18 protein-coding genes are annotated in these 24,104 nt (G+C 53.0%); 6 read left to right on the top strand and 12 right to left on the bottom strand.

Annotation, left to right across the window (positions count from 1 at the left end; genetic code table 11):
* The first annotated feature begins 370 nt into the window (after positions 1 to 370).
* Positions 371 to 1,972, top strand: coding sequence for an FAD-binding oxidoreductase (locus C8R31_RS08570; protein ID WP_146164575.1), 1,602 nt, complete (start codon positions 371 to 373; stop codon positions 1,970 to 1,972).
* Positions 1,973 to 2,047: 75 nt separating this feature from the next.
* On the opposite strand, the gene C8R31_RS08575 is transcribed toward C8R31_RS08570, so the two are convergent.
* The 6 genes from C8R31_RS08575 to C8R31_RS08600 all read right to left on the bottom strand — a co-directional run bounded on the left by C8R31_RS08575 (position 2,048) and on the right by C8R31_RS08600 (position 8,711).
* The gene (locus C8R31_RS08575; RefSeq protein ID WP_107693664.1) at positions 2,048 to 2,893 is read right to left on the bottom strand and encodes a PEP-CTERM sorting domain-containing protein; all 846 of its coding nucleotides are present in this window, start codon (positions 2,891 to 2,893) and stop codon (positions 2,048 to 2,050) included.
* 715 nt (positions 2,894 to 3,608) lie between these two features.
* The gene (locus C8R31_RS08580; protein WP_107693665.1) at positions 3,609 to 4,454 is read right to left on the bottom strand and encodes a PEP-CTERM sorting domain-containing protein; all 846 of its coding nucleotides are present in this window, start codon (positions 4,452 to 4,454) and stop codon (positions 3,609 to 3,611) included.
* Positions 4,455 to 4,665: 211 nt separating this feature from the next.
* On the bottom strand, positions 4,666 to 5,655 hold the full coding sequence (locus tag C8R31_RS08585) for an SGNH/GDSL hydrolase family protein (protein ID WP_107693666.1): 990 nt from the start codon (positions 5,653 to 5,655) through the stop codon (positions 4,666 to 4,668).
* Between the two features lie 360 nt (positions 5,656 to 6,015).
* Positions 6,016 to 6,816, bottom strand: a complete 801-nt coding sequence (locus C8R31_RS16765; RefSeq protein WP_375136124.1) for a long-chain N-acyl amino acid synthase — start codon at positions 6,814 to 6,816, stop codon at positions 6,016 to 6,018.
* Positions 6,817 to 7,368: 552 nt separating this feature from the next.
* The gene (locus C8R31_RS08595; RefSeq protein WP_107693667.1) at positions 7,369 to 8,154 is read right to left on the bottom strand and encodes an inositol monophosphatase family protein; all 786 of its coding nucleotides are present in this window, start codon (positions 8,152 to 8,154) and stop codon (positions 7,369 to 7,371) included.
* Positions 8,154 to 8,711 (bottom strand): thioredoxin family protein, encoded by a 558-nt coding sequence (locus C8R31_RS08600; protein ID WP_107693668.1) that lies wholly within the window; start codon positions 8,709 to 8,711, stop codon positions 8,154 to 8,156. Before C8R31_RS08600 ends, C8R31_RS08595 begins: the two co-directional genes overlap by 1 nt.
* A gap of 151 nt (positions 8,712 to 8,862) precedes the next feature.
* Here C8R31_RS08600 and C8R31_RS08605 point away from each other — a divergent pair, with 151 nt between their 5' ends.
* The 5 genes from C8R31_RS08605 (at position 8,863) to C8R31_RS08625 (ending at position 15,344) form a co-directional block, all read left to right on the top strand.
* Positions 8,863 to 9,630 carry a 16S rRNA (uracil(1498)-N(3))-methyltransferase gene (locus C8R31_RS08605; RefSeq protein ID WP_107693669.1) on the top strand — a complete coding sequence of 256 codons (768 nt, stop codon included), beginning with the start codon at positions 8,863 to 8,865 and terminating at the stop codon, positions 9,628 to 9,630.
* A gap of 78 nt (positions 9,631 to 9,708) precedes the next feature.
* Positions 9,709 to 11,049: an amino-acid N-acetyltransferase gene (argA, locus tag C8R31_RS08610; protein WP_107693670.1), complete on the top strand. Its 1,341-nt coding sequence runs from the start codon at positions 9,709 to 9,711 to the stop codon at positions 11,047 to 11,049.
* A gap of 130 nt (positions 11,050 to 11,179) precedes the next feature.
* Positions 11,180 to 11,452 carry an oxidative damage protection protein gene (locus C8R31_RS08615; protein WP_107693671.1) on the top strand — a complete coding sequence of 91 codons (273 nt, stop codon included), beginning with the start codon at positions 11,180 to 11,182 and terminating at the stop codon, positions 11,450 to 11,452.
* 76 nt (positions 11,453 to 11,528) lie between these two features.
* Positions 11,529 to 13,604 carry a polyphosphate kinase 1 gene (ppk1, locus tag C8R31_RS08620; RefSeq protein WP_107693672.1) on the top strand — a complete coding sequence of 692 codons (2,076 nt, stop codon included), beginning with the start codon at positions 11,529 to 11,531 and terminating at the stop codon, positions 13,602 to 13,604.
* A gap of 192 nt (positions 13,605 to 13,796) precedes the next feature.
* Positions 13,797 to 15,344, top strand: coding sequence for a CYTH and CHAD domain-containing protein (locus C8R31_RS08625; protein ID WP_107693673.1), 1,548 nt, complete (start codon positions 13,797 to 13,799; stop codon positions 15,342 to 15,344).
* Positions 15,345 to 15,576: 232 nt separating this feature from the next.
* Here C8R31_RS08625 and fba read toward each other — a convergent pair whose 3' ends face one another.
* From fba to C8R31_RS08655, 6 genes are all read right to left on the bottom strand, one after another.
* A complete protein-coding gene (fba, locus tag C8R31_RS08630) occupies positions 15,577 to 16,641 on the bottom strand; it encodes a class II fructose-bisphosphate aldolase (RefSeq protein WP_107693674.1) in 1,065 nt (354 codons plus the stop codon).
* 100 nt (positions 16,642 to 16,741) lie between these two features.
* Positions 16,742 to 18,178, bottom strand: a complete 1,437-nt coding sequence (gene pyk, locus C8R31_RS08635; RefSeq protein WP_107693675.1) for a pyruvate kinase — start codon at positions 18,176 to 18,178, stop codon at positions 16,742 to 16,744.
* Positions 18,179 to 18,209: 31 nt separating this feature from the next.
* Entirely contained in the window at positions 18,210 to 19,400 is a 1,191-nt protein-coding gene (locus tag C8R31_RS08640) for a phosphoglycerate kinase (RefSeq protein ID WP_107693676.1), read from the bottom strand.
* A gap of 123 nt (positions 19,401 to 19,523) precedes the next feature.
* Entirely contained in the window at positions 19,524 to 20,525 is a 1,002-nt protein-coding gene (gap, locus tag C8R31_RS08645) for a type I glyceraldehyde-3-phosphate dehydrogenase (protein ID WP_107693677.1), read from the bottom strand.
* A gap of 81 nt (positions 20,526 to 20,606) precedes the next feature.
* A complete protein-coding gene (gene tkt / locus C8R31_RS08650) occupies positions 20,607 to 22,622 on the bottom strand; it encodes a transketolase (RefSeq protein ID WP_107693678.1) in 2,016 nt (671 codons plus the stop codon).
* 188 nt (positions 22,623 to 22,810) lie between these two features.
* On the bottom strand, positions 22,811 to 24,061 hold the full coding sequence (locus C8R31_RS08655) for a sigma-54 dependent transcriptional regulator (RefSeq protein ID WP_107693679.1): 1,251 nt from the start codon (positions 24,059 to 24,061) through the stop codon (positions 22,811 to 22,813).
* Positions 24,062 to 24,104 lie beyond the last annotated feature (43 nt).

Raw genomic sequence — 24,104 nt, forward strand, 5'->3', positions numbered from 1 at the left:
TTATTGTTATTTGCTGCCGTTAGAATGAGGTCGGCACTGGACTAGGGATACTTTTGCGAGTATGTCGAGGTGCACAGACCGGATCTGACGAGGCGCAGGCCCTGGACTTGCATGTAGTCCGGCTTTCGGCGCAGCGGCTCAGTGAAGGCGTGAATGGTATTATGAGCTGGCGAGAGGCGCGGTACCTCAGGAGTAACCGCTGGACTGTACCCATATTCGGAGAAAAGTAATGGTGGTGTGTTGTTCAACGAATGCCATCTTTGGTGATCTATACCGACCGTTGGCGACCTTCAGAGCGCGAGAGGTGCTGTTAGAGAATCCTTCTCATGTATCTGACTTTCAAACCAACTGATTTCACCAGGAGATTATTGTGAATTGTAGAGCATTCCTGGATAGAGTAGCCGAGGAGCTTGGCAGCAGCAGAGTGTTCTCTCAATCGACGGCAAGCGCAAGGTATGGCAGTTGTACCATGGGGACCCAGCGGATCATTTCCGGAGCCGTGCGGCCCATCTCCAAGGCCCAGGTCCAGAGCATCGTTCAGGCCTCCCGGGAATTCGGCGTGCCGTTATACCCTATCAGCACTGGCAATAATTGGGGGTACGGCAGTTCTCTTCCGACAGCCGATGGATGCGTCATCGTCGACCTTTCCGACATGACCGCCATTACACTCGATGCTGAAACAGGGTTGGCTACGCTTGAGCCGGGCGTCACCCAACGCATTCTACGGCAGTATCTTGACGAAAATTTTCTGAGGTTTCTTTGTCCAGTCACCGGAGCAGGTCCGGATTGCAGTTTAGTCGGCAATGCCCTGGAGCGAGGTTACGGCATTACCCCCTACGCAGATCATTTTATGGCAGTAATGTCTCTAGAGGCGGTTCTTCCTGATGGCAGGATTTATAGACCGCCCCTGGCTGAATTGGGTTGTCCCGAGATCGATAAAGCGTTCAAGTGGGGTGTTGGTCCATTTCTCGACGGCATTTTCTCGCAGGGCGCATTTGGGATAGTCACGGAGATGACCATAGCGCTTGCACCGTTGCCGGAACGGGTGGAGGCCTTCTTCTTCGGGTTGCCAGGAGATGGCGATCTCGAATGTGCCGTGGACTCCATTCGCGACTTATTGCGCGACGTTGGAGCCGACCTTGGTTCAATCAATCTGCTGGACATGCGTAGAGTGTTATCGATGATGGAACCCTATCCTCGTGATCACCTTGACCAAAACGGGTTGATCGACGAGCAGTACTTATCGGAAATAGCACGACAGAATCAGGTAATGCCTTGGATGGGGACGGGCGCAATATATGGACATCCGTACGTGGTTCGCGCTGTAAAGAAGCTAATCAGGAAGAACTTGCCGAGCGCTTTTAAAAAACTGGTATTTTTCACTCCCCGCTCCGTAGGGAATTTCAAGCGACTAAGCGATTTTATGCCAGGAAAGGCGGGACAGGGTTTGCAAAACATGCTCGCGACGCTTGATAAAACGTTACAGGCGCTGGCCGGTTCGCCCAGCGAGGTCGCGCTACCTCTGGCGTATTGGATTTCCGGCAAGAAACCTGACGGTAACACACCGTTGAATCCTGCACGTGATGGTTGCGGCTTGATATGGTACACCCCGCTCGTACCATTGCGCGCTGAAAAGGTGCGGGAATATGTTCAAATGGTACGGGGAATCTGTGTTGCGCATCGTGTGGAGCCCTTGATAACGCTAACGAGCCTGTCTAATCGTTGTTTTGTCAGCTCCGTGCCGCTACTGTTCGACCGGGCCAGGGAAGAGGCCGTTGAACGGGCGGTAAAATGCTACACCGCGCTGATTGAGGCTGGACGGGAAATCGGTTGCATTCCTTATCGGGCCACAGTAGATTCGATGGAGCGCTTCATAAAACCGGAGGCGCCCTACTGGCAAATTGTATCTGCCCTCAAGCGCGAACTCGACCCCGAGGGACTGCTCGCGCCGGGGCGGTATTCACCGCGTTAACGGCCCTAATTTAAAGAAAAAAAGCGCCCACTAAGGTGGGCGCTTTTTTTCTAACTTAAGTACTGCGGCTGACGATCAGGCTTTTCGGCGGCGGGATGCTGCACCGAACCCAAGAAGACCGATACCAACAAGCGCGAGCATGCCCGGCTCAGGAATTTCGGTAGAGCCGCGCAGGTTTGCCGTTCCCTGGTAGCACCAGGCGCCGGCAGCGGCGGTTCCATTGGCGCAACCTCCCGCGAATCCGTTGGCGAGGTCCATCGGGTTCAGCACAAAGTTGTTGAAGGAGCTGGTAAGTGCTATATCCGTCGGGTTGCCTGCCGAATCCAGAATACCGTTTGCGTTGAGAAAATTAATCACATTCACATCGCCCGGGCCTGACACATCAAACAAGCCAAAGCCGCTACCGCTCAGAGTTGTGCCGGTAAACAGGCCGACACCATTGAGGACGGCCGACGGATCCGCTGCGCCTCCAAGATTATTATGGCCCGTCAGCGTTGCCCAGGGATTGCCGCCATTGAGGCCCTGGATGGTCGCTACGTTTGTGGGGGAATCTTGAACCAACAAATTGATAGGCGCGCTATTGCTAAAGAACACGGAAACGGTCGAGCTGGTGAACTCGACATAGCTCGAGGAAAAGTTTTGTGAATTGTTGAACTGCGCAACATAATAAAGTCCGCAGTTTCCGCTTCCGTCGGAGCAATAGGTATTGTCACCATTGACGGTAGTGATGAATCCATACGCCGTCGCATTCTGGCCATTGCCGTTGACAAAAGTTTGGGCTAGCGTGGCAGTTTCCAGATGAGTGCGGGAGGGAGCTCCGCCCAGTGTTCCGAAATCAACTCCGCCCACAGTGACAGCTAATGCCGGAGCGGATGCGGCAATCCCTACGGCGGCAAGAAGTGTAGTTATCGTCTTATTCATAATTTGATCTTTAAAGGATTATTAAAATTAACATCGGGTTTGGAGTTTTTAAAAACTTGAGGCCCCGCATCCTTATAAGCAAATGGCGTGCCTGCTATCGATTTATTTAAATAACTAGCTGATGGAACAGGAGAAATAGCGTATTTCCCGGTGGTTTATTAGCGTCCTCTCATATGAAGGTGTCAACATGAGCGACAGAAGAGGCTGAGATTGCGAATTTTTGCTGTGTCTGATATGCCCCGGAGGATCTATTGAAAAATAAGGTCGAGCCTGTGGCGCTCGGTTATGAAAGAGGTTTCAATTTGCTGATCAGTACAGGGCAGAGTTAACGGCGGTACAGGTTCCCCATCAATAGCCTAGGCGGAGACGTATTGGCGAAGGACCTTGTGTCGAAACAGTAAGTGTCCGGGGGCGGATACGGAAAACTTTAGTGTGGGCGGGTAATACTGTTTTACGGGGATTGGGGTGGGGGCAAAACGGGAAAAATCCGGGAAAAACCGGCTGGTTTCGTTACTGCCTGGCATCGTTTTGTGTGCGGAAGGATGTGGTCTAATTTTCCTCTTGGGCTGACCGTATTTCCCCCTCGGCGGGAAATTGGCCAGAGCGGGTCAATCGCGCGGGGAACGGCTGCGCTAGAGCCCCAGACATTAATTCGTAAAAAAAGCGCCCACGGAAGTAGGCGCTTTTGTATCTAGCTAAGCGTTGCGATCAATTATTATGCTTTGCGGCGGCGATAAGCTGCGCCGAATCCCAGAAGACCTATACCGACAAGCGCGAGCATGCCCGGCTCAGGGATCTCGGTAGAACCCCGCAGATTTGCGGTCCCTTCGAAACACCATGCTCCCGCTACGGCTGTGCCATTTTGACAGCCATTGGAGAAGCCTCCCGATACGTCGTTGGCATTTAACACATTATTGTTGAAAGATGCTGTAAGTGCGATGTCTGTAGGATTACCCGCCGCGTCAAGAACACCGTTTGCGTTAAGAAAATTGATCACATTGGTATCTCCCGGTCCTGATACATCAAACAAGCCAAAGCTCGCGCCGCTCAGCGTGCCGCCGGTAAAGAGACCAACAGCATTCAGAACAGCTGACGGGTCCGCTGTACCGCCCAGGTTATTGTGACCGTGCAACGTTGCCCATGGGCTTCCGCCATTAAGCGCCTGAATCGTGGCGAGGTTGCTCGGGGAATCTTGAGACAGCAGATTGAAAGGCGAGGCATTGCTAAAAAAAACTGAAACGGTCGTGTTACTGAACTCGACATAGCTCGCGGAGAAGTTTTGTGAATTGTTAAAATTTGCGACATAAAAAAGTCCGCAATTGCCGCTCCCGTCAGCGCAATAAGTATTGTCGCCATTAACAGTAGTAATGAAACCATACGCAGTTGCGTTCTGCCCGTTGCCAGTTATGAGGGTTTGAGCCAGGGTCGCAGTTTCCAGGTGAGTACGAGAAGGGTCTGCACCGAGCGCTCCAAAATCAATGCCGCCCACGACTATGGCTGATGCTGGAGCAGATGCAGCAATTCCCGCTGCGGCAAGGAGTGTAGTTATCGTCTTGTTCATATCGCAAGTCCCAAAAAGTTAATAAAAAGAGGCGCGTACATCCTTTCGATGTTTCACAGATACTCGGTAGCACTCAAGCAAGCTCTATGCCGAAACCGAAAGGCGTCACGCAACTCTTTGCACCAAAAGAACTATTAACTGATCTCACTATAGTGCTAAGGGATACTTTTTATTAATCTGTAAGAATTTTCGACAAATAGGGTTTGTTGAATTATTTCTTTGCCTTCAGGCTTTCAAGCATCGCGTCGCCGTAAAGCTTGTGGATAAAAGTGGTGGGGTGCATCAGATCCCAGAAAACTAAATGGGGGGGCGGCAATTCCGCGCTCACATCCACGTCTGGGCAGATGGAAGGATCCGTTATAAAACAGTCTGTCGCTCCTGTCCCCGGGGCCAGAACTTCCAGAGCAGGAGGGATAAGCATGAACTTCTTATCATCACTCAGCAGATTCTGTGATAGCGTAAACAGATCCACGTAAAAAATCTGGATTCCCCGCAGCCGCTGAGTCAATTGCTTAAGCGCCTGAGCCAGCTGTGCATTATGGCTTTGAGTGAGCGCCATGAAGTCCGCTCCACCCCCATTTACCTGAACCATTGGCGTTAAACCTAGGTCGGGGAGGTTCGGTATCAGGAAGTTGCGTGCGCCCAATGAGTAGAGGGTCTGTATGGCTTTGCTAATGTTTGTAACGACTTCGCTTGGCTGATCCGTTCTCCCCATAAGGTAATCGTTCGCTCCAGTCCATACCGCATACAGTGCACGGGAGTTGGCGTTTTTGCCATTCAAGACTTTGCGGTATAGCTCGATTTGCCCCAGGACCCCGGGGACGTATAATCCCCCGGGCATCTGGTTGAGATACCCCGATGTCGAGCCGCCAAATGCAAAGCTGACCCCTCCGGTTGAAGGGATCTTTGGCTTAGACAAAAAAGGGGTAAGAGATGCGTTGTCATCCAATTGACGCCAGAGATACTCAACCGCGACGGGACCATTCGAAAACCGACCTTGATAGTAAGTCTGATGGGGGCTTTCTGACGGAGGGATTGCCGGGTCGATTTTCTGAAGCTTGGTTATGGCTAAGACGTTCCCCGTATCGGACAGGCTATCGCCAAACACATAAAACGCGTTGTATTTCGGCTCTGCTGCCAGGACGGGGGTTAGTGTGAAGGCAGCTGCAAAAAGGATCGCTACATTGATAATTTTTTTCATTCTTAGACTCCTCGTCGTAACGTTTTAACTTAGTTTTTATGATCTCCGCCTCAAGCGCAAGCCAGCAGAGCAACGTCGGTTCATCCGTCGCCACCAGTATAGCGTATGCTTGAAATCCTGCGCTAAGCGTTATTAAGGCGCGATATTCGTTCGGGGTATGAAGGCCAACGCTCGGGGGATGCGTTAACCGCCTCATGTCCCGTATGAGCCTTTTCAGGGGGAGACTGGGAGAGGATCAAAAGACAAGATTTGCGAAAACGAGGAACGAGGAGGAAGTGCTCTGGGGAATGAAAATCGGACGCACATGAAGTGCGTCCCAACACAACGATTATGGGCTACAACATCTGGTAACAGTACCTGCTAGCTATTATGTCGCTCAAGCTTTCTGGCTAAATCCTTTTCCTCATGTTTCGAAAAAAAATAAGGATAGAGGGATCTTTCGCTGGATCTGCATGAATCTGCCAGAGAAGAGATCTGAGCATTAACATAGTCCAACTCCAGGTGCATCAGTACCGCGGGCGCCTGGACACGGCGGCACGGCCGTTCTTCCCCGATCTGCTCGAGCCCGAGCATGCGGCGGTAAAAACCTGCATGACGTGGGTTCACTTCAATAAACAAGTCGGTCGCTTTGTGAATCTTATGCCCATAAATATGGGCTAAGTGGAACAGCGAAGCGAGGATTTCCTTTGAGCTGTACTGCGGATCTACTGCAAGCTTCGTGAGTTCGCACAGCTTTCTGCCTTCCCGACGAAACTCGTTGATTTCGTCAAAATAAAGTTCATCAGCACATAGACCTTCTTCCGAATCTAACCCCAAGGTGAGCGTACCCACCACGCGGCGACCCATTGTTGCTTCAAGCGTAAGCCGATTGGGGTTATGAGATGACACAACCAGATTCTCGGTCTCATAACCTCGCCACGAGTACATACGTTTGATCAGTGCGCCCACCTCGCTGCGAAGCCTCGAGGAGGCGTTGAGACGAATGCTAAAGTCGCCCCGCGTGAGAAAACAGGCCTCATCCGTCGGTTCCTCAAGGAAATCAGGGACCTTAATACGAGCTGCTGGCCCAGGGCCCGGGGTCTTGCGTATTCCATTCGTTCCTACAGGCGCGGGTCGATGTACTCGATCAACACGCATATTTTCATCGTTGTGTAATTGCATGGGAAAGTATCTAGAAATCTAGTTAAGTTGGTTGAGATGCGAATAAACTTGGCAACTGAGGGTATAAAGAACGGCGTCGGGCAGAAATTTCTATGCATCAGTTTTGAACCTCAGATATCTCGATAAGTCAAACTGATGAAGGACGGCGATCTATAACGGCAAGTCGGGCATAGGCAACTTAAGAGTTGAAAATAATCTTTTACTTGGAGTAAGCACGAATTGTGCCAGAATATTAATCGTTCAAAAGCAGGAACTTAGCCTTAAAATTATCATTCAAGAGTGTCGCCAAACTCGACCGTATTTCAAGAGTTTTGGGGTAACGTCTTGTTATTAAGGGTTTTTTGATTGTCGCCGAAAAGCGACAATCGTTGGATATTAATTTGTAAAGACATGATAGTGAGGGAAAGCTTTCTCCTTTTACCGCAGGCGCCTTGCTTACCCCCCTTCTCATGGCTCTCTGGGGTGGGTTCTGCGACAACGCGGCAGTACCTCCCATGTTGAGAGTCATAGACGGAGTCTAGATTCGGAACTGAAATGAGGACGAATTAGAGGCTATCTATGCGCCCGTACCCAATCCCGCCATTGGGAAAAAAGGTTGGGATCCAGGGCCGCGATGGCAGGACGTTGCCAGAGTGGTTCCGCCCAGAAATCATCGCGATCGAAGCCGGACATATGACCCCCCGCCTCTTCAAGGATGAGGCTGCCGGCAGCGTAGTCCCACAGCTTTTGTCCCCCGTGCAGATACAGGTCGAAGCGGCCCGCGGCGGTGTAACACCATTCAAGGGCGCAAGATCCGTAGTTGCGTTGGGAAGAGAAAGGCCGCGCTGCGGAGCAAATCGCCTGTGCAAGTTCCGGGCTGAGTCGCTTTAGATCAATGTTCGCTACCGCGCCCCGTAACGCCGGCACATGTGCCTTGATGGGCAGCCTCTCACCATTGAGGTGGGCACCACAGCCTTTCTCAGCATAAAACATTTCATCCGAAACCGGGTTATACACTACGCCGAGAACACTTCTCCCATGACGCATCAGGGCAACCGATACGGCAAAATAGGGCAGGCCGTTAACAAAGTTTGTCGTGCCATCGATGGGGTCCACGCACCAAAGTCCGCGGTCGCCCACTTCCCAACGGTCCTTTTGCTCCTGTTCCGTCATCTCCTCCGCCACAACGGGGACTCGATAAATCTCGCATAGTTCACGCGACAATGCTTCCTGAGTGGCGATATCCGCTTCAGTAAAGAGGCTGCCGTCAGCCTTTCGCTGGCGCGCGACTCTCAGGTAGCGCGGCAGGATCTCCTGCTGTGCCACGGACTTGATGGCAGCAACGACAGCTTCCAGCACTATTCCATCCGCCACTTGATCGAGCAACCGATACTTGGTATCTGTTCCCTCGGACCCTGACCGGTCTTGGCTACTTGCAGCATGCCCTCATACAGGTCGCGCCTTACATCAACAGGGGCCGCCTCCTTGCGCGACGCGTCTAATCGCCCGCGGTATTGCAATTCAAGTTTGCTATTGAAGCCAAAGAAATCCGGCGTGCAAACCGCTCCGTACGCCTTCGCTATTTCCTGGGTTTCATCCCAAACGTAAGGGAATGTAAAGTCAAATTCGCTCGCCACTTTAGCCATGTTATCGAAGGAGTCCTCCGGATAGTCGGCCGGATCGTTCGACATGATTGCAATCGCGCCGATACCTGCGTCGCGCAGTTCGTTCACGTCGCGCGCGATTCGATCACGGATCGCCTTTACATAAGGGCAGTGGTTACATATAAACATGACCAACAATCCTTTCTCGCCCTGGGCGGATGCGAGGTTATAGCGCCGTCCGTCTACCCCGGGCAGATCAAAATCTACTGCCTTCCAACCAAAATCACAAACTGGTGTTTCCAGACTTGCCATGTTTTTCTCCTGATCGAATGACAAACAATTTAGGTGCGCCGCCGGATATAATTGATAAGCTCTCTAGTTCTCAACGTGGCTGACATTGTTGAAACAGCAATATTATCACGGGAGTGGAGCAATCATTTCTCCCCGCGTACTCCGATAATTTATGACGCTCCCTCGCTTCTACTGCCCTGTCGAGATCTCCCCTGGTCAGACCATCGATCTGCCGGAGAGCATTGGGCATCACGCCGCACGCGTGCTGCGGCTCGAACATGGAGCCGGACTGATATTATTCAATGGTCGTGGGGGAGAGTTCCGGTCAGTTATTACTCGTATCGGCAGGAACAGCGCCACAGTTGTAGTCGAAAAGCATCTGGCTATTGAGCGTGAGTCGCAGCTTTCGATTACGCTCGCTCAGGCCATTTGTGGGAGCGAAAAGATGGACTGGATTGTGCAGAAAGCGGTGGAGCTGGGCGTAAACCGTATTCAGCCTTTGGCAACAAAACGAAGCATCGTCAGGCTTTCGGTCGAGCGGGGCGAAAAGCGACTGGACCACCTTCGGAAGGTTGTTATCTCCGCCTGTGAACAGTGCGGGAGAAACCGTATTCCCGAGGTTTCGCAACCCGCGCGGCTGCAAAACTGGCTTGGCCAGCAAATCATTTCCCGTACGAATCTGGCTGGTGACCCACCTGTGGATTCATATTTCGTGCTTTCCCCTGCAGCAAAGGAAGGCTTGCGTTATTATTCCCTTACGTCTCGAGTGACCGCTATCACGCTGCTAGTGGGGCCGGAGGGTGGCTTTGCCCCGGAAGAAGAGGCAGCTGCCGTCCTCGCCGGGTTTCTTCCGTTGAGGCTCGGTCCGCGCATTCTCCGCGCCGAAAGTGCGGCACTAGCGGCAGTTGCTGCAATGCAAGCGCTATGGGGGGATTACTGATTCTGCGCGCTGTAACTTGAACGATAAGCGGTGCGAGATTTAGAGGGGTAGTTCAACTGGTCTGTCTAAGGTATAACTGTGAGATTCGATAATGACTTCGTTACGTGGTTCCGCTCAGTAGCGCCTTACGTCAATTCGTTCCGCAACAAAACATTTGTAGTTGCCTTCGGCGGCGAAGTGGTCGCCGACGGAAAATTTGTCGAGCTCGTTCACGACCTCAATTCGCTGGCGAGCCTGGGGGTGCGACTAGTGCTGGTACATGGTGCGCGTCCGCAAATTGAATTCCGACTAGGCGAACGCAGTCTCCAGACCATTTATATCAGAGGAATGCGAGTCACCGACGCGGATACGCTGCAATGCGTAAAAGAATCAATAGGACGCGTTCGGGTTGAAATTGAGGCCTTGCTGTCAATGGGATTGCCCAATTCACCCATGGCGAATGCTGCTATTCGTGTGGCCAGCGGAAACTTTGTCACCGCCCGCCCGGTCGGGATTATCGAGGGTATCGACCTGATGCATACCGGGGAGGTCCGCAAAGTAGATACCGCGGCGATCCGGGCGCGGCTGGAGCAAGGCGAAGTCGCGCTGCTTTCGCCGCTAGGCTATTCACCGACCGGCGAGATTTTTAATTTGACTCTGGAAAATGTGGCCGCCGAAACCGCCATCGCGCTCAAAGCGGAAAAACTCATCTTTTTGATGGATCCCGAGGGAATTGAAAAAAGATATTCCGAGTGCTCCGAGGCGGTACTGTTGCGCGAGTTGACTGTGGCCGAAGGCAAAGCGCTGCTTCGCGAATCAGCGAGCCAGGGTGCCAGGCTCTCCGAGGACGTTCAACTGTACCTGCCCTTTGCTTTGCAAGCTTGTGAGCGCGGCGTATCGCGTGTTCACCTCATCAGTCGCCACGTGGACGGCGCAATGCTGCTGGAGTTATTCACTCACAGCGGTATTGGAACCATGATATCGGAGGGTCCCCTCCAGAATTTAAGAGACGCAAGGATAGAGGATGTCGGCGCGATACTGCAATTGATAGAACCGCTCGAAGCCGATGGAACCTTGGTGCGCCGTAATCGTGAATTGCTGGAAATGGAAATTGCACGCTTTGTGGTAGTCGAGCACGATTGCATAATAATCGGTTGCGCGGCCCTCTATCCCTTTCCTGACGACAATGCGACCGAACTTGCGTGCCTTACGGTTCATTCCGATTATCGCAGCGCGGGGTGCGGCGACGCGTTGCTCAAAAACATCGAGGGTAAAGCAAGATCGTTAGGGAGCAAGAAACTGTTCGTGTTGACAACTCGAACCGCCCATTGGTTTGTTGAACGCGGATTTGTTGAAACCGGGGTAGGCGAATTACCGAGAGCAAAGCAGGGACTATATAATTATCAGCGGCGTTCGAAGGTGTTCGTTAAGCAGCTTTAGCTGTTGTGGAAATACCGGAACACGGAGGCGGGGCTACGGTGAGCTCACGCTCACCCCTTGGTCCCGCCCCAGCTTAAGAGGCTCCACCCTTAGATTGAATTTCATTCGCTATCCATTTGGAGAAAATCTAATGGCGAGATTGGTAAAATGCATCAAATTGGGGAGGGAAATGGAAGGACTGGATTTTCAACCTTATCCGGGCGAATTGGGGAAACGTATTTTCGACAACGTCTCCAAGGAAGCGTGGGCTGGCTGGATTCAGCATCAGACGATGCTAGTTAACGAAAACCGCCTGAACCTCTCAGATATCAAGGCTCGAAAATACTTGGCCGAACAGCTAGAGGCTTATTTCTTCGGGAGTGGAGCAGAGCAGCCGCTGGGCTATGTGCCACCCGCGACGTGAAGTATTACAAAGAAAAAGAAAAGCACGGCGTTTCGCCCCTTTCGTCAACGTTGTCTAAGCGGTGATTATTATCCCGATGACAAATGCCTCAGCTGGCACCGAGTTTCTTAATCGGGAGCTAGGTCAGATAGCCTTCAACCGGCGAGTTCTTGCACAGGCGGAGAATAAAGCCACTCCGTCGCTGGAACGCCTGAAGTTTCTCTGCATCGTCAGCAGTAATTTCGATGAGTTTTTCGAGATACGCGTTGCGGGCCTGAAAGAGCAGATGAAGCTGGATACGCCCGGTTTTGGACCTGACGGCATGGTGCCGCATCAGGTGTTTAAGTTGGTATCCGAGCAGACGCATGAACTGGTCGCGCGCCAGTATCAATTATTGAACCAGGAAATTCTGCCTGGGCTCGCAAGCGAGGGCATCCATTTTCTCCGCCGTTCCGCCTGGAATGACGTTCAACGCGAGTGGATCAAGGCCTATTTCTTTCGGGAACTGATGCCGGTACTTACTCCTATAGGTCTTGATATTTCACATCCCTTTCCGCGAGTGCTTAACAAAAGCTTGAATTTCGCGGTTGAACTGGAAGGCAAGGACGCTTTCGGGCGCAGTTCCGGAACAGCTATCGTTCAGGCGCCGCGGGTGTTACCACGCGTAATTCAGCTTCCCGGCGAAATCAGCACCTCCGAATATAACTTCGTGTTCCTATCGTCGATCTTGCACGCCCACGTAGGGGAGCTATTTTCCGGTATGAGTGTGCTGGGCTGCTACCAATTCCGCGCGACGCGCAACAGCGATTTGTTTGTGGATGAGGAAGAGGTAAAAAACTTGCGGATCGCTCTCCAGGGCGAGTTGCCTCAACGACATCTAGGCAACGCGGTACGGCTGGAAGTGGCGGACAATTGTCCTCAGCACATGTCAGATTTTTTACTGGAACAACTTGATCTTTCTCGAGACGACTTCTACCAGGTAGAAGGACCGGTAAACCTGGTGCGGCTGATGCAGGTGCCTGACCGTATCGCACGACCGGCCTTGAAGTTTCGGCCCTTCATTCCTGGCCTGCCGGTAACGCTGCAAAAGAAAAAAGCAGCGGATATTTTCCAGATGATACGAAGGAACGATATTCTGTTGCATCATCCTTTTCAATCATTTCAGCCGGTTATTCATTTTCTCCAGCAGGCTGCAACCGACCCCGACGTAGTTGCCATCAAGCAGACAGTATACCGAACGGGAACTGATTCCCTGGTAATGGCGGCGCTTATCGCTGCGGCGAGTAGTGGCAAAGAGGTGACCGTCGTGGTGGAGCTTCTGGCTCGTTTCGATGAGGAGGCCAATATCAATTGGGCGGGCCGCCTGGAGGAGGTCGGAGCGCACGTAGTATATGGTGTGGTCGCGCTTAAGACTCATGCCAAGATGTCAATGGTGGTGCGGCGTGAAGAGGGCAAGCTGCGGCGTTACGTCCATTTGGGAACGGGTAATTATCATGCGAGTACCGCCCGGCTCTACACGGATTTCGGACTCTTTACCTGCCATGAGGAAATCTGCGCCGACGTGAACGAAGTATTCATGCAACTGACGGGCCTCGGGAAGGCGGGAAAGTTAAAACATCTATGGCAATCGCCGTTCAGCTTCCACAGCCAGATACTCGCAGCAATCAATCGTGAAGTTCAGTGCGCCAACTCGGGGAAACCCGCACGCGTTATTGCAAAAATGAATGCGCTGCTTGAGCCGCAGATCATCAAGGCGCTTTACGCCGCCTCAGGAGCGGGGGTTAAGATCGACCTTATCGTTCGTGGAGTGTGCGCACTACGTCCGGGCGTCAAAGGATTGTCGGAAAATATCCGAGTGCGTTCGATAATAGGGCGCTTTCTCGAACATAGCAGGATTTTTTACTTTCGAGGTGATGGAGCACACGCCATATACCTTTCCAGCGCGGACTGGATGGATCGGAACTTCTTTCGCCGAATAGAGATATGTTTTCCGGTTCTGGAGCCGAAATTGAAAAAGCGAGTCCTTACAGAGGGCCTTAACGTATATCTCAAGGACAACACGCAGGCATGGGAAATGGACGGCGAAGGTAACTACCATCTCAAAACCGGCCGCAAAGGGCAGAAACTGTGCGCTCAGGAGGCATTGCTTACGGAACTGGCGGCCGCGAAATAAGGCTGAGGCAGCAGGACGACCCAGGACACGCAGCGTCACGCTTGATCAGCTTGGCGACTTTTATCTTCCTGTAGGAGCACTCCGTTTGCACACCGAGGCGAAGTGCACGATAAACGTGCCAGCCTTCGAATTCGGCGAGCGGTATTGAATGGCGGGCCGAATGCCTTCGAGATTTCTAGTAATACAGGAGCCATGTACACCGAAATCGAGCTTAAATTGCGGGTGCCTGCGGCCGATGTCAGTCGCTTGCAGCGTAGGCGGTTAATAAAGTCCCTGAGTATCTCTCCCGCTGTTAACCAAAAACTCTACAGCGTTTACTACGATACCGATAGCCATGACCTCAGGCTTAATGATATTGCACTGCGCCTGCGCCGTGACGGTAAACGCTGGGTGCAGACCATCAAAGGGAAGGGTGATGCCACGGCCGGATTGCACCAGCGATATGAATGGGAGGTCCCCGTACTGCACGCGCGACCCGATCTCACCAAAATTTCCGATCCTGCAGTCCTCAGCTTGTTTGATAACGCCAGGCTGCGCGAGAGCTTGCATCCTATATTTACTACCGAGTTCAACCGTAGCAAACGCATTTTGCGGCTTGCCAGCGGCGAGGTAGAGTTCTGTCTCGATCGCGGGACAATTACGGCTGGCGATGCAAGCATATCCTTCTCAGAAATTGAACTGGAACTAAAATCGGGCAGTTCCGCTTCATTGTTCCAGCTCGCCGTGGACTTGCTCGCTGTTGTTCCCTTCAGGCTCGAGAATAGGAGCAAGGCGGAGCGGGGGTATGCGCTTGCCGCCGGTTCCGAATGGCCGCCCCAAAAGGCATCACCTGTGAATCTGCGTCCCGGAATGAGCTTAGGCAGTGCGTTTGGCGCCATCACGGCGAACTGTCTCAATCATTTACTTAGTAATGAGTCCGGTATGCTCGAAGGTCGGGATGTTGAATACTTGCACCAGATGCGTGTTGCCGTTCGGAGGCAGCGTTCAGCCTTGAGTATTTTTTCTCCGCTATTCGCAACCGACTCTAATTCTATAGCGCGGGAGTTGAGGTGGCTTGCACGGCAAATCGGCTCCGCCCGGGATTGGGACGTTTTCGTAACTGAAACATTACCTCTTATTTTGCGCGCGTTTCCACGACATTCTGGCATGTTGGCGCTACGGGACCAATGCGAGCAACGACGTTTGCATTATGCCAGCCTCGGGCGCGGCGCAGTGGAGTCAAAACGGTACATAAAAATGATGTTGAAGCTGGGCGAGCGGATAAGCGCAGAGTCGGGATCATCCTTGGCGGGCTCTCATTCGCGGGACGAGTTGGAAAGTGATAGTCGTGAAAAAAGCTTAGAAGAATTTGCGGGGGAAATGCTGACCCGCCGTCATGACAAATTGAAGAAACACGGTAGAAAACTGAAGGGTTCCGGCGTTAGAGAATTGCATCGGCTGCGGATCGCGATCAAGAAGCAGCGGTACGCAATAGAGTTTTTCGTCGGACTATATCCCGACGAAGCGCCCCGGTGTTATAGTCAGTCGCTGACCAAGCTCCAGGATATTCTTGGAAAAATGAACGATGTCGCCACCATGGAACGCTTGCTCGGGGAACTGCCGGGTTGCGAAGATGACCTTGCTGTGCAGCAAGCGATCGGTGTCACACTCGGCTGGGGCGCGTGCCTAGCGCTGAAAAAAAAGCGGGAGCTGGGTCGTGCATGGGAATCTTTTTACAAGACTGATCCATTCTGGCAATAACTGGCTGAATACGGAAATGTGCTTAGCCACGATGTTTGGTTGAGCAACTCTCCGCACCACGGACCGGCACGTGCGGTCCCCTGGCCCAATCGAGCGAGAAGGCTTTATAGAATGAGACGGAGTTGACGACCGGATTTTCTCAAAAAAATCAATCAACCTTGACTTTAATCCCCTTAGTTGCTGGTCCACAACAGGCATAGCCTGTCTGGACCAGCTCGGTTTTTCTTCTTAACTATTTAATAACGGCTTTCAGCTCACCCTTGGTATATTTGGTCGCCATGTTCTCAAGCGAGATCGCTTTGATCTTGCCGGCCTGCCCTGCGCATCCAAATGCTTCAAAGCGGGCCTTGCAAATATCTTTTGCCGCTGCAGTTGCATCCTTGAAATATTTGCGCGGATCGAATTCGCTTTTGTTTTTGGCAAGATGGCGGCGGATTGCGCCAGTCATCGCAAGGCGGATATCCGTATCGATATTTATTTTACGGACGCCGTGCTTAATGCCTTCCTGAATTTCCTCTACTGGAACCCCGTATGTCTCTTTCATATCCCCGCCATACTCGCGGATGATATCGAGCCAATCTTGTGGTACTGAACTGGACCCATGCATAACGAGGTGAGTGTTGGGAATGCGCTGGTGAATTTCCTTGACGCGCTGGATTGCGAGAATATCGCCAGTGGGCTTGCGCGTGAATTTATACGCTCCATGCGAGGTTCCGATGGCAATGGCCAATGCATCCACCCCCGTTTGCTTGACGAAGTCGGCGGCCTGCTCCGGATCGGTCAGCAGTTGGTCATGAGACAGCTTGCCCTCGGCTCCGTGACCGTCTTCAGCTTCTCCCATTCCGGACTCAAGCGAGCCCAGGCAGCCCAGCTCGCCTTCGACGGAAACCCCGACAGCATGGGCCATGTCTACTACCTTGGCTGTAACTTCGACGTTATATTCGTAAGAAGATGGCGTCTTGGCATCCGACATCAGTGAGCCGTCCATCATTACACTTGAAAATCCGCTCCGAATGGCGTTGATGCATACCGCCGGGGACGCGCCGTGGTCCTGATGCATGACGATGGGAATATGCGGATAAGCCTCCACCGCCGCGGCAATAAGGTGGCGTAAGAAAGCCTCACCGGCATACTTTCGCGCGCCAGCGGAACCTTGCATGATCACCGGGCTGTCACATTCATCGGCTGCTTGCATGATAGCCTGGATCTGCTCAAGGTTATTGACGTTGAAAGCGGGCAGACCATAGGCGTTTTCCGCTGCATGATCCAAAAGTTGACGCAGTGATACGAGTGCCATTAGAGCCTCCTTCAGGTTAGAATCAGTGTATGGTAAATCGTAAACGGTGAACTGTCCGTAATTAAGGCAGGAATCGATACGCCGCCTTCTGCTTATTCCCTCACGCCTTTCGGTACTCGCCTACCTTGACAATTTTCATGGTATTGGTTCCTCCCGCCTTCCCCACTGGCTCGCCAATGGTCATGAGGATCAGGTCACCGTTCCGTACCACGCCACGCTTGAGCAGTTCGTTTTCAGCATGGTTCAATATGATTTCAGGATCGTTCGAGCCGCCACCGAACTTTACCGGGTAGACGCCCCGGAACAGTGTCATCTTACGGCGAGTATCTTCTTGCGGGCTGAGAGCGAATATAGGAACATTCGAACTTCTGCGCGACATTAATAATACCGTTCTTCCGCTCTGCGTAAGCGCCGCGATTGCGCGGATTTTCAAGCCTCCTGCGGTGAACATGGTGGCGCGGGCGACGGCCTCTTCTATAGTTTCTGGAAGCTCCCCCTGCAGCCGGCGGTTTTCGCCGCTTACCAGATACTCCTTTTCTGCTTCCAGGCAGACTCTAGCCATAGCTGCAACCGCTTCTACGGGGTACTGTCCCGACGCGGATTCGGCTGAAAGCATTACTGCGTCGGTACCATCCAGCACCGCGTTCGCTACATCGGATACTTCTGCGCGGGTTGGAATCGGACTGCTGACCATTGATTCCATCATTTGCGTGGCAGTCACCACCAGTTTATTGTTGGCGCGAGCGGTTCGGATCATGCGCTTCTGTAGCGCAGGCACGACCGCGTCACCTACTTCCACAGCAAGATCTCCACGCGCCACCATGATAGCGTCGGAAGCCAACAATATATCATCCAGCGCAAGAATCGCCTCCGATCTCTCGATCTTCGCCATCAGCAGGCTCTTGCCACCCGCGTCCCGCATTACGTCCCGCGCCCAGCGCATGTCGTCACCTGAGCGGGGGAACGATACGGCGAGATAGTCGGCTTTAAGCGCTGCTGCAGTTTTGATATCTTCCACATCCTTGCCGGTAAGGGCAGGCGCGCTAAGTCCGCCGCCCTTGCGGTTGATACCCTTATTGTTGGACAAGATACCGCCTTGCTCAACCACGCAATATACCTGGCCTCCCACAACCTCTGAAACACCGAGTACGATACGGCCATCGTCCAGCATCAGTGTGGCGCCGGTTTCTACATCGTTCGGCAGCTCCTTATAATCCAGCCCTACCCGTTCCTGATCACCCAAGGCACACTCGGCGTCCAGTATGAATTTATCGCCGGTCTTTAGAAAAATCTTGCCGGATTCAAATTTGCCGATACGGATTTTTGGGCCCTGCAAATCTGCGAGCACACCTACGGCATGACCTGCGGCCCGTGCCAGGGATCGGGTCAATTCAGCATATTCGATGTGTTCTTCCCGTGTGCCGTGAGAAAAATTGATACGGACGACGTCGACCCCGGCATTAATCATTCGCTCAAGAACCTTGGGATCCTTGCATGCGGGGCCAAGTGTTGCGACTATTTTTGTTCTTCGAATCATATTTTATAGGAGGGTAGTGGACACGCGGCCGTCAGCTGCGCTTCTCACCAGCCCGCTGTTCGAGTATCTCCACAGCAGGCAGCTTCTTTCCTTCCAGAAATTCCAAAAATGCGCCCCCGGCAGTCGATATATAAGATACCTTGTCATAGATATCGTACTTCTGAATCGCAGCGATGGTGTCGCCGCCACCAGCGAGGGTGAACGCCTTGGTTTCCGCAATCGCCATGGCAACCGTGCGCGTTCCCGCGCCGAACTGATCGAACTCAAATACCCCAACCGGCCCATTCCACACAACCGTACCGGCTTTCATGATGATGTCGGCCAACTCTTGCGCACTTTTCGGGCCGATGTCAAAAATCATTTCGTCATCGGACACGGAATCCGCATCTTTCAATATTGCTGGTTCGTTCGCATCAAATTTCTTTCCGACCACGACGTCCACTGCGATTGGTATCCTGGCATTGCGTTTCGCCATCTTATCCATAAGCATTTTTGCGGTTGGGACGAGATCGTCTTCGCATAACGATTTTCCCACGTTCTTTCCCGCAGCGTTGAGGAACGTATTCGCTATGCCCCCCCCTACCACCAGTTGATCTACCTTCTCCGAAAGCGACTCCAATACTGTGAGCTTTGTCGAGACCTTCGAACCCCCCACGATCGCTATCATGGGCCGCGCAGGGTTCAGGAGGGCTTTGGTGAGGGCTTCGAGCTCTTCTGTCAGGAGAATTCCGGCACAGGCAACGGGGGCATATTTGGCGATGCCGTAGGTCGACGCTTCGGCGCGGTGCGCGGTGCCGAAGGCATCCATTACGAACACGTCGCATAGCTGGGCATATTTTCGCGCAGTCTCATCGAGATTTTTTTTCTCGCCCTTATTGATGCGGCAGTTTTCCAGGACCACCAGTTCGCCATCCGCTATTTCGAAATCATCTTCTACCCAATCCTTGATTAAACGTACGGGCTTGCCCAGGCGGGCAGCGATGTTGTCGGCAACCGGCTTGAGCGAATTTTCTTCAGACCATACGCCCTCTTCGGGGCGGCCCAGGTGTGAGGTGACCATCACTTTGGCCCCCTGCTGAAGGCAATAGTTGATGGTCGCCATGGAAGCTGCAATACGCGCGTCGGAGGTTACCTTGCCCTCCTTTACGGGTACGTTTAGATCGGCTCGAATAAAAACGCGCTTGCCCTTAAGATCGAGGTCGGTGACTTTTATGACGGACACTGATGACTCCAGATTTGGGATGGTATAAGGATGACTATGGACTTTCCTTCCTATCGAAGGAATAGAGGCGTGGGGAGGGATTGGTGAGAATTACTTCAATCCCTGCCCTTCGTTTCGGACGGATTATTTAGCTGAGACAACCCGGGCCATTTCCAAAATCTTGCTGGAATAGCCCCACTCGTTATCGTACCAGGACACGACTTTAACGAAGCTGTCGTCCAAGGCCATACCCGCCTCCGCATCGAAGATGGAAGTACAGCTGTCCCCACGGAAATCCGTAGAAACGACCTTCTCATCGGTGTATCCGAGTATTCCCTTCATCGGCCCTTCCGAGGCCTTCTTCATCGCTGCACAGATGTCTTCGTAACTGGCATCCTTATTCAGCTCAACGGTGAGGTCCACCACCGAAACATCCGAAGTCGGCACGCGGAAAGCCATACCGGTGAGTTTGGTGTTCAATTCAGGGATAACCTTGCCCACGGCTTTCGCCGCGCCGGTCGATGACGGAATGATATTCTCGAGGATACCACGTCCTCCGCGCCAGTCCTTGTTCGATGGCCCATCGACAGTTTTCTGGGTGGCGGTCGCCGCATGAACCGTCGTCATTAATCCGCGCTTGATGCCAAAGGCATCGTTTAACACCTTGGCGATGGGGGCCAGGCAGTTAGTGGTGCACGAAGCATTGGAAATAATGGGTTCCCCGTCATATGTTTTATCGTTTACGCCATACACGAACATGGGCGTGTCATCTTTCGAGGGAGCCGACATGATGACTTTCTTCGCGCCGGCCGCGATGTGCTTCTGGCAGCTTTCCTTGGTGAGAAAAAGGCCGGTGGATTCAATGACAACGTCGGCGCCAACTTCTCCCCATTTCAGTTCAGCGGGGTCCTTAACTGCGGTGAGACGAATTTTCTTTCCATTGACGACCAGAGTATCTCCCTCCACCGAGACGTCGCCCTTGAAGCGTCCATGCACGGAATCATGCTGCAGCATGTAAGCCAGGTAGTCGGGCTCGAGCAGATCGTTGATAGCGACGATGTCAATGTCCGGAAAATTTTGTACCGCCGCACGGAATACCATTCGTCCGATGCGGCCAAAACCATTGATACCGACTTTGATTGTCATTTTTTTAAACTCCTTGGATAGAAAAAAGAAACTCAGGCGTAGGAAGGGCTCGGTCGCGTCGAAATTAACACTTGGCTTGGCCTAAAGTACGCTATTTACGGCTTTCACCACATTCTCAACAGTGAAGCCGAAGTGCTTGAAAAGTTCCCCTGCCGGCGCTGACTCGCCAAATGTATCAATCCCGACAACCGCGCCTTCAAGCCCCACATATTTCCGCCAGTAATCGGTGATACCTGCCTCCACCGCAACGCGTCCTATGCCCTTGGGCAAAACGCTATCCTTATACTCCTGATCCTGCTTGTCGAACACATTCGTGCAGGGCATGGACACAACGCGTACCTGAATGCCGGTCTCCGCGAGCGCTTTTTGCGCCATCATAGCCAACGCAACTTCAGATCCGGTGGCGATAATGACTGCCCGGGGTTTTCCGTCCGCAGCTTCCGACAGAATGTAGCCTCCCTTGTCAATCTGCTTGATCAGCGCTGCATCACGTTTCTGGAAAGGAAGGTTTTGTCGGCTGAAAATCAGAATCGAAGGGCCATCCCTGCGTTCAATCGCGCGTGCCCAGGCAACGGTCGACTCGACCGTATCGCAGGGACGCCACACATTCATGTTGGGAATATAGCGCAGGGTTGCAGTCTGCTCTACGGGTTGATGCGTGGGGCCGTCCTCGCCCAACCCGATCGAATCGTGGGTGTATACGAAAAGGCAACGAATTTTCATCAGCGCCGCCATACGCAACGAGTTGCGAGCATATTCGGAAAACATGAGGAAGGTCGCCCCGTAGGGGATAATGCCGCCATGCAACGACATCCCGTTCATCATGGCGCTCATGCCGAATTCCCGCACACCATAGTATATATAGTTGCCACCATTTTTTTGGGTTATGCCTTTGGAGCCTGACCAAAGGGTAAGATTGGACCCGGCCAGATCTGCGGAGCCGCCGACCAGTTCGGGCAATGCCGGGGCAATACCTTCAATGGCGTTTTGCGAGGCCTTGCGGCTGGCAATGGTTTCTTCCTTCGCATTTACCCGGGCGATCAGTCCTTCTACGTGTTCGCTCCAGTCGTCCGGCAAGTCGCCGCCCATGCGCCGCGTGAACTCGGCTGCCTCGGCGGGATATTTCTCGGAATACTCAGCAAACCTGCGGTTCCATTCATCCTCCAGCCCTTGGCCTTTGGAACGGGCGTCCCACATTTCATAAACGTCGGTTGGAATTTCAAACGGCAGATAATTCCACCCGATATGGGGCCGCGTTGCGGCAATTTCCAGGTCGCCCAGCGCCGCGCCATGAACCTCGTGAGTATTGGCCTTATTGGGGGAACCCATGCCGATTACCGTTTTGCAACAGATCATCGATGGTTTGTCGCCAGCCTGCTTGGCGGCTTCGATAGCGGCCTCTATTGCTACCGGATCGTGCCCGTTGACATCAGGCACCACATGCCAGCCGTATGCTTCGAAGCGCTTGGGTGTGTCGTCGGTAAACCATCCTTCCACGTGGCCATCTATCGAGATACCATTGTCGTCGTAAAAGCAGATCAGCTTACCTAATCCAAGCGTACCCGCTAGAGAGCAGGCTTCATGGGAAATGCCTTCCATCAGACAGCCATCACCCAAGAATACGTAAGTATAGTGGTTGACGATATCAAAGCCGGGGCGGTTAAACTCTGTAGCCAGGATTTTTTCCGCAAGCGCCATACCCACTGCATTTGTAATCCCCTGCCCCAACGGTCCGGTAGTGGTTTCCACACCAGGGGTGTATCCATACTCCGGATGGCCTGGTGTTTTGGAGTGAAGCTGCCGGAAGCGTTTGATCTCCTCCATCGGCAGGTCATAGCCCGTCAGGTGCAGCAAGGCATAGATCAACATCGAGCCATGTCCGTTGGACAGCACGAACCGATCGCGGTCAGCCCACTCTGGATTTGCGGGATTGTGGCGCAAGTGATGAATCCACAACACCTCAGCTATTTCTGCCATACCCATCGGCATGCCGGGGTGACCCGAATTGGCTTTTTGCACGGCATCCATGGCCAGTGCACGAATAGCGCTGGTAAGGTTTTTGAAAACCGGCGCGTCAAAATCTCTAAATGTTCCCATGACCACGGACTCCCTTGTTCTACAGATAAGGCACATAAAAACACCGCTCCCTAACCCGGGTAGCGGTGCGGGTCGGCAAAGCCACTATTATCGCTTAAGATACGATGTCAGACAATATGACAATCTAGGGCAGTCTCGGTGGAAGCGGGCGAAATATGCATGGCAGCGCGATAACAGTCATTAATTCTTCAGTGACTCCGCAATTTGAGCCCCAACAGCTTGAGCTTGCGGTAAAGATGCGTGCGTTCCAATCCGGCGCGTTCCGCGACCCGGGTCATGTTGCCGTTTTCCTGGTCTATGAGCTGTTCAAAGTAGGCCTTCTCAAACATATCACGTGCTTCACGTAACGGAAGGTTGAGCGGGATGCCCCCCACTGCCTGTGGGGGCGAGGAAGACGCAAGTATCTGTTTAACGTCATCGGCCGATATCTCGTCGCCAGCACAGGTTAATGCGAGCGAATGCACGATACCGGTGAGTTGCGCGAGATTGCCGGGCCAGTCGTGATTGCGTAAGCAATTAAGCGCGGCCGTGCTGAATTGCCGCAGAGGAGCTTCGCCCGACTCGATATCGCGGGAAAGTATCTGGGTTGCGAGCTCGGGAATATCCTCCCTGTGCTCCCTTAACGCGGGAACATTTATGCAAAGACCGCTCAAGAGTTCATAAAGCCTCGTGTCGTAACCGCCTTGCGCGGCGAGCTCCGCCAGCGGGGTCGAAGTGACGCACACCAGTCGTACGTTATACTTTTCCAGTTTGCCTAACAGCAGCAGTAATCCCTTTTGAGCCAGCCTGTTAAGATCTCCGATTTCCTTGAGGAAAAGCAATCCGCCTTTTGCCTGCTCAAGCAAGTCAAACGGAGCATTCGCGAGAGTGGTGAGCGTATCGGGCTCCACCCAGGGCGTATTGGGCCGGTGCAGAAACCGTGCGCAGACATCCACACCGGTTCCCGGTTCACTGGTGAGCAGGAGGGGAGCTCTAAGGTTGACTACCTGTTCCAGTCTTTTTTTCAGGTCGGCGATGATGGGCCCCTTGCCCAGACTGGCGAGAGGAAGCGTCATCCGAGGGTTCGGTTGGCCTCCCCGCAGGGCGCGTCCTACGGTGCTCAGCAGCTTCTGTAAGGGCACGGGCTTCTCAAGATAGCCGGATGCACCCATGCGGGTTGCTTCTATCGCCGTATCGATGGTGCCATGCCCTGACATCATCACTACCGGCATCGTGAGCAATCCGCTGCTCGCCCATTCTTTCAGCAGGGTGATGCCGTCGGTGTCCGGCATCCAGATATCCAGCAAAACAAGATCGGGCCGAGCCTGCTTACGCCAGCTCCGCGCCTGCCCGGCATTCTCCGCCAGCGCGACCCGATAACCTTCGTCACGCAGGATTTCCGACAACAACTCACGTATGCCGATCTCATCATCAACGACCAGAATTGTATTGTTACTCATATTTCAACAGCCAGGTCTCACTGACGATATGTGTGATTATCTC

The organism is Nitrosospira sp. Nsp2 (assembly GCF_003050965.1).
Lineage (GTDB): Bacteria > Pseudomonadota > Gammaproteobacteria > Burkholderiales > Nitrosomonadaceae > Nitrosospira.

Excerpts from the sequence above, each read along its gene's own strand:
- C8R31_RS08575 (WP_107693664.1), bottom strand. The coding sequence starts at position 2,893 with ATGAATAAGACGATAACTACACTTCTTGCCGCCGTAGGGATTGCCGCA.
- C8R31_RS08580 (WP_107693665.1), bottom strand. The coding sequence starts at position 4,454 with ATGAACAAGACGATAACTACACTCCTTGCCGCAGCGGGAATTGCTGCA.
- C8R31_RS08585 (WP_107693666.1), bottom strand. The coding sequence starts at position 5,655 with ATGAAAAAAATTATCAATGTAGCGATCCTTTTTGCAGCTGCCTTCACA.
- C8R31_RS16765 (WP_375136124.1), bottom strand. The coding sequence starts at position 6,816 with ATGCAATTACACAACGATGAAAATATGCGTGTTGATCGAGTACATCGA.
- C8R31_RS08600 (WP_107693668.1), bottom strand. The coding sequence starts at position 8,711 with ATGGCAAGTCTGGAAACACCAGTTTGTGATTTTGGTTGGAAGGCAGTA.
- C8R31_RS08605 (WP_107693669.1), top strand. The coding sequence starts at position 8,863 with ATGACGCTCCCTCGCTTCTACTGCCCTGTCGAGATCTCCCCTGGTCAG.
- C8R31_RS08615 (WP_107693671.1), top strand. The coding sequence starts at position 11,180 with ATGGCGAGATTGGTAAAATGCATCAAATTGGGGAGGGAAATGGAAGGA.
- ppk1 (WP_107693672.1), top strand. The coding sequence starts at position 11,529 with ATGACAAATGCCTCAGCTGGCACCGAGTTTCTTAATCGGGAGCTAGGT.
- C8R31_RS08625 (WP_107693673.1), top strand. The coding sequence starts at position 13,797 with ATGTACACCGAAATCGAGCTTAAATTGCGGGTGCCTGCGGCCGATGTC.
- fba (WP_107693674.1), bottom strand. The coding sequence starts at position 16,641 with ATGGCACTCGTATCACTGCGTCAACTTTTGGATCATGCAGCGGAAAAC.
- pyk (WP_107693675.1), bottom strand. The coding sequence starts at position 18,178 with ATGATTCGAAGAACAAAAATAGTCGCAACACTTGGCCCCGCATGCAAG.
- gap (WP_107693677.1), bottom strand. The coding sequence starts at position 20,525 with ATGACAATCAAAGTCGGTATCAATGGTTTTGGCCGCATCGGACGAATG.
- tkt (WP_107693678.1), bottom strand. The coding sequence starts at position 22,622 with ATGGGAACATTTAGAGATTTTGACGCGCCGGTTTTCAAAAACCTTACC.
- C8R31_RS08655 (WP_107693679.1), bottom strand. The coding sequence starts at position 24,061 with ATGAGTAACAATACAATTCTGGTCGTTGATGATGAGATCGGCATACGT.